Here is a 12252-nt window from a genome sequence, read left to right as displayed (position 1 = left end):
ATAAGCAGTGTATAAATTGAATTTTAAACAAGATCGTTCCCTTGATTTGGTGGGAATTGGCAGACTGTGTATTGACTTAAATGCTGATCAGTTCAATCGTCCAATGGAAGAAACATCTTCTTTTACAAAATATGTGGGGGGTTCGCCAGCGAATATTACGATTGGCTCTTCTAGACTAGGCTTAAAAACAGGGTTTATTGGGAAAGTAGCGGACGATCAAATGGGACGTTTTATCGTTAAATACTTAAATAAAAACGATATCGACACTTCCGTTGTGTCAGTTGATCAAACTGGAGCCGTAACAGGACTAGCTTTTACTGAAATTAAAAGTCCGGAAGATTGCAGTATTTTAATGTATCGAGATAATGTTGCAGATTTAAAATTGGAGACGTCCGAGGTCTCAGAAAATTATATTAAGCAATCGAAAGCTTTGCTCGTTTCTGGTACGGCGCTTGCGGCAAGTCCCTCAAGGGAGGCTGTTTTTCTTGCGTTAGACTACGCGCGTAAGCACGGTGTTGTTGTCATAATGGATTTGGATTACCGACCGTACACATGGAAGTCCGCTCAGGAAACAGCCGTTTACTATAATTTAGCTGCTGAAAAATGTGACGTCATCATCGGTACTCGTGAAGAATTCGATATGATGGAGCAATTTGAAAAAGACTTCCATCAGGATGATCAAAAAACGGCAAAGAAATGGTTTGATTATTGTGCCGAAATTGTTGTCATTAAGCATGGTTCAGAAGGATCTATTGCATATACGAAAAACGGGTATTCTCATAAAGGTGGCACATTCAAAACGAAGGTACTAAAAACATTTGGTGCTGGAGATGCCTACGCGTCAGCCTTTATTTTCGGCTTGATGAATGGATGGGGTATTCCGAAAGCGATGGAATATGGCAGTGCCTCAGCAGCGATTGTTATTTCCAAACATAGTTGCTCAGATGCAATGCCAACGAAGAATGAAATTGATGAATTTATGGCCGAGGCTGTAGCGATTGATTAATTTTACATGGAGGTTTTGAATATGACTTATTTACAAAATTATATAGGCGGGGAATGGGTGGAAGCGAACACGGCGAACACCGAAATCGTCTATAATCCTGCGACGGGGGAAGAACTTGCCCAAGTTCCGATTTCCACGAAGGAAGATGTGGACAGAGCAGTTCAAGCAGCTGCGAAAGCCTTCGAGACCTGGAAAGAAGTACCCGTTCCAAGACGTGCGCGCATTCTTTTTAAATATCAACAACTTCTAGTAGAACACTGGGATGAGCTAGCAACACTGATTACGAAAGAAAACGGCAAGAATTTTACCGAAGCCCACGGAGAAGTATTACGAGGAATTGAGTGTGTGGAATTTGCATCGGGAGCACCAACTTTAATGATGGGAAAACAATTACCGTCTATTGCGAAAGGACTAGAATCGGGAATGTACCGTTATCCCCTCGGTGTCGCCTGCGGCATTACACCTTTTAATTTTCCAATGATGGTGCCGTGCTGGATGTTCCCGATGGCAATTGTAACTGGAAATACATTTGTTCTTAAGCCTTCCGAACGGACGCCGTTGCTTGCGAATCGCTTGGCGGAGCTTTTTGAAGAAGCGGGACTTCCAAAGGGAGTGCTTAATATTGTCCACGGAGCACATGATGTTGTGAATGGATTGTTGGATCATCCGGATGTAAAAGCAATTTCATTTGTCGGCTCTCAACCGGTTGCTGAATACGTTTATAAGCGTGGAACGCAAAATTTAAAACGAGTACAAGCACTAGCCGGTGCGAAAAATCACTCCATTGTTTTAAAAGATGCCAACTTGGATAATGCCGCAACGCAAATCATGAATGCCGCATTTGGTTCCGCGGGTGAGCGTTGCATGGCAGCTTCTGTTGTAGCAGTTGAAGAGGCTGTTGCCGATGAGTTTATTGAGATTTTATTACAAAAAACAAATGAGATTAAAATCGGTGATGGATTGGATGAAGGCGTTTTCCTTGGGCCTGTCATTCGCGAGCAGCATAAAGAAAGAACATTACAATATATTGAAAAAGGTGTAGAAGAAGGTGCCCGTCTCGTTCGTGACGGACGTAAAGATGATCGAGTGAACGGTGGCGGCTACTTTGTTGGCGCAACTATTTTTGACGAAGTGACGAGTGAAATGAAAATTTGGCAAGATGAAATATTTGCTCCAGTATTGTCGATCGCACGTGTGGGAAATCTTGGTGAAGCCGTTGAACTTGCCAATCAATCACGATTTGCGAATGGTGCATGCATTTTTACAAAGGATGGAGGAAACGTTCGCGAGTTTCGTGAAACAATTGATGCGGGAATGATCGGAGTCAATATTGGAGTACCGGCACCAATGGCATTCTTCCCATTCTCTGGATATAAAGACTCCTTCTATGGAGATTTACATGCAAATGGAACGGATGGAGTAGAATTTTATACGAGGAAAAAAGTAGTTACGGAGCGTTGGGTGTAGTATAGACCGTTTTCGAGATGAAATTTAATGAGAAAGAAGATTTTCTCATTAATGCATTACTAATTCACGATGAAAATGAGTTGAAAGTAGATTTAGTCGAGAATTGAGTGCTAATTCTCGATTAAATTGCTGTGAACGAAAGTTTAATCGAGAATTCGGTGATAATTCTCGAATAAGTTGATCTGAAAAAAGATTTAATCGAGAATTCGGTGCTAATTCTCGAATAAGTTGATCTGAAAAAAGATATAATCGAGAATTCGGTGCTAATTCTCGAATAAGTTGGTCTGAAAGAAGATTTAATCGAGAATTCGGTGATAATTCTCGAATAAGTTGATCTGAAAAAAGATATAATCGAGAATTCGGTGCTAATTCTCGAATAAGTTGATCTGAAAAAAGATTTAATCGAGAATTCGGTGCTAATTCTCGAATAAGTTGGTCTGAAAGAAGATTTAGTCGAGAATTCGGTGATAATTCTCGAATAAGTTGGTCTGAAAGAAGATTTAGTCGAGAATTCGGTGATAATTCTCGAATAAGTTGGTCTGAAAGAAGATTTAGTCGAGAATTCCGAGTTAATTTTCGATTAAGTTGGTCTGAAAAAAGATTTAATCTGGAATTCGGGGTTAATTGATCTGAAAAAAGATTTCATCTCAAATCGCCAGCTTATTCACGATGAAGGATGTTCAATAATCTAATAATGTCCGAATGACAAACCATTCAACCCCCTATTAACAAAAAATGAGGTGAGTTCTATGAAACTAACAACTGCTCAAGCATTGATTAAGTTTCTAAATCAGCAATACATGGAAAGAGATGGAAGGGAACAAAAGCTTTTCAAAGGGATTTTTACGGTTTTTGGACATGGAAATGTACTTGGTATGGGGCAAGCGTTGGAGGAGGATAGTGGTGATCTTGAAGTATATCAAGGTCGGAACGAGCAAGGAATGGCCCATGCGGCTACCGCTTTTGCGAAACAAAAACACCATGGACAGTTAATCGCTTGTACGACTTCGGTTGGTCCAGGTTCGGCAAATATGGTGACGGCAGCGGCGACGGCAACCGCTAATAATATACCATTGCTTCTTCTTACAGGTGATACGTTTGCAACTAGACAACCGGACCCGGTTCTTCAACAAATCGAACAGCCTTATAATCTTGGAATCTCTACGAATGATGCCTTTAAGGCTGTCAGCAAATATTGGGATCGAATTAATCGTCCAGAGCAATTAATGTCCGCCATGATTAATGCGATTCGAGTTCTGACAAATCAAGGGGATGCAGGTGCCGTCACGATTGCCCTTCCTCAAGATGTTCAAGGAGAGGCATATGATTTTCCGGATTCATTTTTTAAAAAGCGTGTTTACACAATCAATCGAATAAAGCCAACTGATCAAGCCCTAAACGAAGCGATTGAATTATTCAAGATAAAGAAAAAACCTCTCATCATTTGCGGAGGAGGTGTCCGTTATTCAGAGGCAGCAAGCATCCTGCGCGAATTTTCCGAAACCTTCCATATACCATTTGCTGAAACACAGGCTGGAAAAAGTGCGATCGAAAGCACACACCCGCTTAATTTAGGGGGAATCGGTGTAACAGGAAATGCCGCAGCAAATACAATTGCAAAAACCGCCGATTTAGTCATTGGCATAGGTACAAGATTTACGGATTTTACAACTGCTTCAAAACACCTTTTTCAATCGGAAGATGTAGATTTTATCACAATAAATAAATCCGAGTTCCATGCAGGAAAAATGGATGCCATTCAAGTTATAGCTGATGCCAAAACAGCATTGGAGGCACTTGCAGAGGAACTAAAAGATTACAAAAGCTCATATGAAGATGAAATAAAAGAAGCGAAAGAAGCTTGGCAATCTGAATTAATAAGGCTATCAGAAACAAATTATAAAGCAGCAAATTTTAAACCTGAAGTGGCTGGACATATGGACGATACCCTAGCTGAATATGAGGAAGTGTTTGGGTCTAGTCTTACGCAGACAGAGGTGATCGGCCTTATCAATAACACCATTGACGATGATGCGATTGTCGTCGGTTCTTCAGGTAGTTTGCCCGGAGACCTCCAAAGAATGTGGGTAAGTAAAACTCCGAATACGTACCATATGGAATATGGTTATTCATGCATGGGCTACGAAATTTCCGGTGCACTTGGAGCTAAAATGGCGGCCCCTGACCAAGAAGTATATGCATTTGTCGGAGATGGCAGCTATTTAATGCTTCATTCCGAGTTGATTACGAGTATTCAAGAGAAGAAGAAAATTAATGTTCTTCTATTCGATAATGCCGGCTTCGGCTGTATTAATAATCTGCAAATGGGAAATGGAATGGGCAGCTTCGGTACGGAATTCCGAATGCGTGATCATGAAACGAACCAACTTACTGGACCCATCATGCATATTGACTATGCGCAAAGTGCTGCTGGTTACGGTGTTAAAACATATACAGCAAGAACAATGGAACAATTGCTCAATGCGTTAGAAGATGCAAAAAAACAAACTGTTTCCACTTTGATTGATATTAAAGTGCTTCCGAAAACAATGACAGATGGATACGGGGCATGGTGGCATGTCGGCATTGCTGAAGTATCGAAAAAAGAGTCCATTCAAGCAGCATTTACAGAAAAAGAAGAACAGCTGAAAAAAGCGCGACAGTATTGATAGGAGGAAGTTGGAATGTTTGATGTAACAGCGGTCAAGCTTGGGATTGCCCCTATCGGGTGGACGAACGACGATTTGCCGGAACTCGGAGGAGAAAACACGTTTGAACAATGCATAAGCGAAATGGCGCTTGCTGGTTTTTCAGGAACCGAGGTCGGCAATAAATATCCTCGGGAGATTCCAGTGTTAAAGAAAGCTTTACATTTAAGAAATTTAGAAATTGCAAGTGCTTGGTTCAGTGCCTTTTTAACGACAAAGCCCTTTGAGGAAACGGAAAAAGCGTATATTGCCCACCGAGATTTTTTATATGAAATGGGTGCAGAGGTGGTTGTCGTTTCTGAACAAGGTCGCAGCATTCAAGGAAACATACAAACCCCCTTGTTTGCGGAAAAGCCTATTTTTACAGAAGAAGAATGGGTCAAACTGGCAAAAGGATTAGATAGATTAGGAGAACTCGCAAAAGAGAAAAATATGAAACTCGTTTACCATCACCATATGGGGACGGGTGTGCAAACAACAGAAGAAATTAATCGCTTGATGGATATGACAGACCCGAATCTCGTTTTTCTTTTATATGACACTGGCCATCTTTATTTTTCAGGGGAGGACACACTTGCTGTATTAGAAAAACATTTGCCCAGAATTAAACATGTTCATTTAAAAGATGTTCGACAAGAGATTGCTAAACATGTAGAACAGGACCATCTCAGTTTTTTAGCAGCTGTGAAAAAAGGGGTCTTTACCGTACCAGGTGATGGAGCCATCAACTTCGATCCGCTCTTTCACGTATTGGCGAAGTCAGACTATAAAGGTTGGATGATTGTTGAAGCTGAGCAAGATCCAGCACTAGCAAACCCCTTTGAATATGCTTTAAAGGCGCGGAATTTTATAAAGGAAACAGCTGGGGTGTGAGGCGAAATGAAAAAAATTAAAGTTGGAATTGTAGGTCTTGGTCGGCTTGGCAGGAAACATGCGGAAAATTTGGCATTTAGAATTCCACGTTGTGAATTAACGGCTGTATGCAGTGTTATTGAAGAGGAAGTTCAAGAAGTAATGGAAGCGTGGAATATTCCTTACGGATATACAAAATATGAAGAGATGCTTGAGAATAAAGAATTGGATGCTATCTTCATCGCTTCTCCTTCCAATTTCCATTGCGAGCAAATTAAACAAGCTCTCAGTCTTGGTCTTCATGTTTTTAGCGAAAAGCCATTAGGACTTTATATCAAAGAGGCATATGATGTTCATCAAGCGGTAAAAGCCCATCCGAATCAAGTCTTCATGCTTGGGTTTATGCGCAGATATGACCGTTCTTATATGGCGGCAAAGGAAAAAATTGAAGCGGGAGTAATCGGTGAACCATTTCTAATTCGTTGTTACGGTTTAGACCCAGCCAATAAAATGGATAGTTTCTTAAAATTTGCCCGTGCGAATTATAGTGGCGGGCTTTTCCTAGATATGTCCATCCATGATTTTGATTTGGCGCGTTGGTACCTTGGAACAGAAGCAAAGGAAGTTTGGGCGATCGGCGGTAGTTACGCTCGTCCGGAATTTGATGAAATTGAAGATGCAGAAACGGGAGCAGCAATGGTTCGTTTTGAAAATAATTCGATTGGAATTTTTGTAGCTGGCCGCAATTGTGCTCACGGATATCACATCGAAACAGAGATTATTGGAACGAAAGGGACCCTCCGAATTGGGACAGTTCCGGAACGAAATCAAGTTGTCATTATGAAAGATGAGGGCGTAATTCAAGAATGTGTTGATGGATTTCTTGAACGCTTTGAACAAGCTTATTTAAGTGAAGCGGAGGAATTTATCAACTGTATTTTACAAAATCGCAAACCTGGGGTAACTGTTGAAGATGGGGTACAGTCAACTATTCTAGGATATTCATGTAAAAAGTCGTTTGAAATGCGCCAATTAATCGAAGTGAAAGCCGAAAATATGATCTATGAGTGAGACTAGAAATGAGGCACCCGGGAAATGAAACCAACAATATACGATGTTGCGAAGGCGGCAGGAGTATCTATTGCCACTGTATCAAAAGTCATTAATAGTACGGGGCAAATGCGTGAAGCGACAAGAGAAAGAGTTAAAGAAATAATGGAGAAGCTTAATTATCAACCAAGTTTGATGGCTTCTGCATTGACTGGAAAGGGGACCGAAACCCTTGGGCTTTTGGTCCCTGATATTTCGAATCCATTTTTTTCGGAAATGGCTAAAACGATAGAGGATCGGGCGCATGAAAGTGGAATGAGTGTGATCATTTGCAGCACCGACGAAAACGTAGAAAAAGAAAAGAAGTACATAGAACTATTACAAAGAAAACATGTGGACGGGATGATTGTTGCCTCAAGCTTCCATAATAAGAAGGTTTTAGAAGGTGTAGCAAGTAGGGGGCTCCCATTTGTCATGTTAACAACAGATGATTCAGGTCTTGGAGTGACATCGATTTCTGTGGATGATTTTAAGGGGGGATTCGAAGCAACATCGCATCTTTTGTCAGAGGGACATCAAAATATTGTCATTATTGCTGAATACGCTAAAAGTAGTAAGCTAAGAATCTACGGTTATTTAGAAGCACATGCAGAGCATGGATTAGTAAGCAGTGAAGAAAATATATTTAGAACAGTTGCTTCCATAGAAAATGGCAGGGAATGCTTGAGACAAATCTTTCAAAAAGGAAGAGTTCCGACTGGAATATTTGCATGTAACGATCTTATCGCAGTTGGTGTGATTCAAGAGGCTAAGACAATGGGCTTAAAAATCCCTGAAGATTTATCAATTATCGGCTTCGATAATACAATTTTAGCTACGACAACTGTCCCCGGTTTAACGACAATTGCGCAGCCCATCACTGAAATGGGCAAGAAGGTTGTCGACGTCATCATTAGCGAAATCAAAAATAAAAATCAAACGAAGGAGCGGATCTTATTTAAGCCGCAACTGATTATTCGGGGGACGACAGCAATGAATAATAGATGAGGTGATTATGTTGCGTATAGCATTATTAGGAGATTTGCATTATCCCGTTATTGACTCTAGCAATAAACAATTATCAGCTGCAGTAGACCATTTTTTTGAAGACTATTTACATGAATTTTTAAGTATTGAAGCCGATTTTCATATTTCCATTGGGGATTTGACACATCTAGGTTTAGAAAGTGAATTCTTAAGCGTTTATAAAATTATTAATAAATTCAACAGAAACTTTCAGACTGTCCTTGGAAATCACGATGTACTATCGCTTCCAAAAGAAAAAATCAGTTCGCTCATACAACTGCCTACATATCATTCGCTTGAAACAGAGGAATATTTTCTATTATTTTTGGATACGACGAAAGAATTTGAACTTCACGGCTGGGGATTAGATCAGGAGCAATGGCGATGGCTTGAAAAACAAATGGAACACTCAAAAGAGAAACATTTATTAGTATTTGCACATCATCCTGTTCCAGAGACAACCACTATTTCGCCTAAGAGTGAGGGCTTAAAAGAACCATTGCAGGATATTCGCCCTTTATTGAAAAAGAGAGATGGATGTGTAATATATTTTAATGGACATACCCATGTGCGATCTTACGTTCAAAAAAATAACTTCCATTTCATACAAGCAGGTGCTGCTATTTGCGACCCGGATATTCTATTGGTCGAATTGGATGGGAGTAATGTGAACGTAAGAAGAATGGATATTATAAATAAAGAACTTGAGGATAGTAGAAAAATACTTTATGAGAAATTGCCGGAATTCCATCGTCCTAAGTTGTTCCAGTCATAAGATCTTAGTTTACTTTTCAAAATTAGTTGAGGTGATATTTTTATGAAGCGAAACCATGATTCCTTTAGGGGATGTCTTGTTGGAGGGGCAATAGGAGATGCTTTAGGGTGGCCAGTTGAATTTATGAAATTGAATGACATTCATCGCCGCTATGGACCAGAGGGGATTCAGGAATTACATATTTCTTCATCTGGAAAAGCGGAGATTACAGATGATACGCAAATGACTCTTTTTACAGCAGAAGGAATGTTAAGGGCAGAAGCGAGAGGTGTTCTAAAAGGAATATGTCATCCGCCTTCAGTTGTCTTTTATGCTTACCAGAGATGGATGCTCACTCAAGGATATCCGAAAGTAGTAGAATATGAATGGATTTATGATGGCTGGCTTCTTAATATTAAAGAACTTTTTGAACGGCGAGCACCAGGAAATACTTGTTTATCCGCGCTAAATAACAGGGAACAAGGGTCAATTGAGGAACCGATTAACAATAGTAAAGGTTGCGGAGGCGTGATGCGTGTTGCACCAGCAGGATTGTTTTATCGAAAAGAAAGGGCGTTTAATATGGCTGCGGAATTTGCCGCCATTACCCATGGACATCCATCAGGATATCTTTCAGCGGGTGCGTTAGCTTACTTAATTGCAGCTATTATTGAAGGGCAAGATATTGAAACAGCTGTAACAAATACGATTTTGGAGCTTGAAAATCACGAGCATCATCATGAGTGCAGCCAAATTTTAAGAAAGGCAGTAAAGCTTTCAAAAAATGACGTGACGGATATAGATGCAATAACAGAACTTGGAGAAGGATGGGTCGGAGAAGAGGCGTTGGCTATATCGGTGTATTGTGCATTGAAGTTCCGGGAAGATTTTAAAAAAGCCTTAATTGTAGCAGTGAATCATAATGGAGATAGTGATAGTACGGGGGCCATTACAGGGAATATTCTTGGTGCATATTTGGGAATACATAAAATTCCAAAAAATTGGATTGAAAATGTTGAGTTGAAAGAGGTTCTTATGCAAGTGGCGGATGATTTGCTAATTGAATATAACGAGGATAATATAAACTGGGACCGTTATCCAGGGTATTAAAGGTGGTTAATGACGGAGCAACTGTCGATTGAACCCCTTTGTACAGCTTTTTACTTTCAACAACAACGAGGAGTTATGATAATGAAAAATCTAGATAAATCGATTTTCCAAAGAGATGTGAAAGATTATTGGTACATAAAATACAATGAAAATGGCTATCCTCATGTCCAGCAAGGCTGGGTTTTGCCGCCAGAACGCAAAGAGGAATTTGATCCATTTATCTTAATGGCGGATGATTGGTTTAAGCGGGGTACTTTTTCGGACCATCCTCACCGCGGTTTTCAAACCATTACATATGTTATTGATGGAAGACTCGAGCATATTGACAATCACGGAGGACATTCAATCCTGGAAGCAGGAGATGTACAATATATGAATGCCGGATGGGCGGCGAGGCATGCAGAAGAAGCTGTGGATGATGATTTAATCCATACACTTCAACTATGGTTAAATCTTCCTAAACACTTAAAAAATACGAAAACATCGTATCAGAATATACATCTGGAAGATGTTCCAATTGTTCCTTTTGAATCTGGAAATCTGAAGGTTTATTCTGGGGATATTGCAGGCGTTACCGGCCCGATGAACAGCCTAGTACCTATTACAATGACGGAAATATCTTTCAGCAAAGCCGGGAATTTTACACATATCCTTCCTGGAAATCACAACGCCTTTTTAATTGTTCGCTCTGGTGAAGTAGAAATAGGAGAGTCGAAAACTAAATTAACTAAAACCGGTGTGGCAACACTTACTTTTAAGGAAGATGGCACTGATCTGGTCAGTGAATTGGCTATCAAGGCAAACGAACGTGCAAAGTTACTTATTTATTCGGGAGTTCCATTAAATGAAGATGTAGTTCAATACGGTCCTTTTGTCATGAACTCAATGGAAGAAATCCAACAGGCATTTCGTGATTTTAATGAAGGGAAATTTGGCCCACCTGCAAAATAGATCGATGCACGATTCTATTTTGTTTCGAGAGTAAAGAGGAGTGTCATTTAAATATATTTCAGAAGAAAATGGAAAAACTCTTTACATTTCATTCCATGTAATATAGAATTTCTATATACCTAAAATAACTAGGTAGGTGATAAAATGTTTAATCGTGAATTAGTTAAGGGAAGTACATCTCTTTTGCTGCTTCAATTATTGGATGAACGAGATATGTACGGATACGAGCTTGTGAAGGAACTGGAGAATCGCAGCAGTAATGGTATTTCCTTCAAGGAGGGCACTCTTTATCCTGCACTTCATAAACTTGAAAAGCAAGGATACATCGAATGTTATTGGCAGGAACAAGAGAAGGGGCCGGCAAGGAAGTACTATCATCTTACTTCAGAAGGTAAAGAAATGCTTCTGGAAAAAACCCATGAATGGCATGACTTTGTTTCGGTGATGAACAGGGTGGTAGGGAGAAAAAAACGTGGAACGGCTGAAGAATGAGTTTTTATCAGAACTTGCGGAAAACCTCGCAAATCATGAGGAAATAAAATCGATATTAACAGAATATGATGCTCATCTTGATGACTTCCTAGTTTGCCACTCACATATAGTTGATGAAACCGAGCTGCGGGATCAAATGTATTCAAGATTAGGTACACCTAAAGAAATTGCCGCTATGTGGAAGGAGGAGCTCTCTGTCACACCGAGCAATATGAAATGGCTGTTTATTGCTGTGAATATTTTTTTCTTTGGTGGAGGGGCAGTCCTCACTCTAGCACATAATTTATTTGATTGGATCTGGTTGACAAGGATATGGAATCGGTTGACTAGCTTTCCAATAGCAATTGCATTTATATACTTATTTTTTTGGGCGCTGCTTGGTTATGAAATAGGCAGGGGCTTTGGACATAGAGGGAAGAAATTGTTAAAAGGTACTTTCTTCCTGGCATTGATTCCGAATCTTACACTCATGGTTTTAACTGTTTTTAAAATCATTCCTCATAAATGGTTTTACCCATTGTTGACTGAAACTTTTATCGGTCTTTGCATTCTGTTCACGCTTCTTTTATACCCAGTATGTCTAATAAGCTTTAAATGGGGGAAAAAAGCTTCTATTTAAGCTTTTTTTTAACCACATACATAGATATTCTATGTATGCAGTATAACGATAGGTAGTGTCAAAAGTTCTATGAAAACTCAATAGATACTCAGTTCCCTTTCCAGTTATTAGTGGAATGACTCCGCAATCGCCCTTGACAAACACGCCAATGGTTTGAATTCAGGGTAACAAGGGCGAA

General features: G+C 39.9%; 11 protein-coding genes. All 11 read left to right on the top strand.

Going from position 1 to position 12252, the window contains the following annotated elements; translation table 11 throughout:
* The first annotated feature begins 7 nt into the window (after positions 1 to 7).
* The 11 genes from iolC to NQ185_RS18050 all read left to right on the top strand — a co-directional run bounded on the left by iolC (position 8) and on the right by NQ185_RS18050 (position 12074).
* Positions 8 to 1006, top strand: a complete 999-nt coding sequence (gene iolC / locus NQ185_RS18100; RefSeq protein ID WP_257583444.1) for a 5-dehydro-2-deoxygluconokinase — start codon at positions 8 to 10, stop codon at positions 1004 to 1006.
* A gap of 6 nt (positions 1007 to 1012) precedes the next feature.
* On the top strand, positions 1013 to 2473 hold the full coding sequence (locus tag NQ185_RS18095) for a CoA-acylating methylmalonate-semialdehyde dehydrogenase (protein WP_373370830.1): 1461 nt from the start codon (positions 1013 to 1015) through the stop codon (positions 2471 to 2473).
* Between the two features lie 740 nt (positions 2474 to 3213).
* On the top strand, positions 3214 to 5142 hold the full coding sequence (gene iolD, locus NQ185_RS18090) for a 3D-(3,5/4)-trihydroxycyclohexane-1,2-dione acylhydrolase (decyclizing) (protein ID WP_257583442.1): 1929 nt from the start codon (positions 3214 to 3216) through the stop codon (positions 5140 to 5142).
* 15 nt (positions 5143 to 5157) lie between these two features.
* Positions 5158 to 6054, top strand: a complete 897-nt coding sequence (iolE, locus tag NQ185_RS18085; RefSeq protein ID WP_257583441.1) for a myo-inosose-2 dehydratase — start codon at positions 5158 to 5160, stop codon at positions 6052 to 6054.
* A gap of 6 nt (positions 6055 to 6060) precedes the next feature.
* Positions 6061 to 7104, top strand: coding sequence for a Gfo/Idh/MocA family protein (locus NQ185_RS18080; RefSeq protein WP_257583440.1), 1044 nt, complete (start codon positions 6061 to 6063; stop codon positions 7102 to 7104).
* Between the two features lie 24 nt (positions 7105 to 7128).
* Complete coding sequence (locus NQ185_RS18075) at positions 7129 to 8130, top strand: LacI family DNA-binding transcriptional regulator (protein ID WP_257583437.1); 1002 nt, start codon at positions 7129 to 7131, stop codon at positions 8128 to 8130.
* Between the two features lie 7 nt (positions 8131 to 8137).
* A complete protein-coding gene (locus tag NQ185_RS18070; protein ID WP_257583436.1) occupies positions 8138 to 8923 on the top strand; it encodes a metallophosphoesterase family protein in 786 nt (261 codons plus the stop codon).
* 42 nt (positions 8924 to 8965) lie between these two features.
* Entirely contained in the window at positions 8966 to 10012 is a 1047-nt protein-coding gene (locus tag NQ185_RS18065) for an ADP-ribosylglycohydrolase family protein (protein ID WP_257583435.1), read from the top strand.
* Positions 10013 to 10087: 75 nt separating this feature from the next.
* Complete coding sequence (locus NQ185_RS18060) at positions 10088 to 10963, top strand: pirin family protein (protein WP_373370831.1); 876 nt, start codon at positions 10088 to 10090, stop codon at positions 10961 to 10963.
* A 144-nt stretch (positions 10964 to 11107) separates the two neighbouring features.
* Entirely contained in the window at positions 11108 to 11455 is a 348-nt protein-coding gene (locus NQ185_RS18055; protein ID WP_257583433.1) for a PadR family transcriptional regulator, read from the top strand.
* Positions 11436 to 12074, top strand: coding sequence for a DUF1700 domain-containing protein (locus NQ185_RS18050; RefSeq protein ID WP_257583432.1), 639 nt, complete (start codon positions 11436 to 11438; stop codon positions 12072 to 12074). Before NQ185_RS18055 ends, NQ185_RS18050 begins: the two co-directional genes overlap by 20 nt.
* Positions 12075 to 12252 lie beyond the last annotated feature (178 nt).

Source organism: Lederbergia panacisoli (assembly GCF_024626525.1).
Taxonomy (GTDB): Bacteria; Bacillota; Bacilli; order Bacillales; family Bacillaceae_C; genus Lederbergia; species Lederbergia panacisoli.
This window is presented reverse-complemented; position numbering and strand designations above follow the sequence as displayed.

Bases quoted from the DNA above. Each gene is read 5' to 3' on its own strand.
- NQ185_RS18095 (WP_373370830.1), top strand. From the start codon at position 1,013: ATGGAGGTTTTGAATATGACTTATTTACAAAATTATATAGGCGGGGAA.
- iolE (WP_257583441.1), top strand. From the start codon at position 5,158: ATGTTTGATGTAACAGCGGTCAAGCTTGGGATTGCCCCTATCGGGTGG.
- NQ185_RS18080 (WP_257583440.1), top strand. From the start codon at position 6,061: ATGAAAAAAATTAAAGTTGGAATTGTAGGTCTTGGTCGGCTTGGCAGG.
- NQ185_RS18075 (WP_257583437.1), top strand. From the start codon at position 7,129: ATGAAACCAACAATATACGATGTTGCGAAGGCGGCAGGAGTATCTATT.
- NQ185_RS18070 (WP_257583436.1), top strand. From the start codon at position 8,138: ATGTTGCGTATAGCATTATTAGGAGATTTGCATTATCCCGTTATTGAC.
- NQ185_RS18065 (WP_257583435.1), top strand. From the start codon at position 8,966: ATGAAGCGAAACCATGATTCCTTTAGGGGATGTCTTGTTGGAGGGGCA.
- NQ185_RS18060 (WP_373370831.1), top strand. From the start codon at position 10,088: ATGATAATGAAAAATCTAGATAAATCGATTTTCCAAAGAGATGTGAAA.
- NQ185_RS18055 (WP_257583433.1), top strand. From the start codon at position 11,108: ATGTTTAATCGTGAATTAGTTAAGGGAAGTACATCTCTTTTGCTGCTT.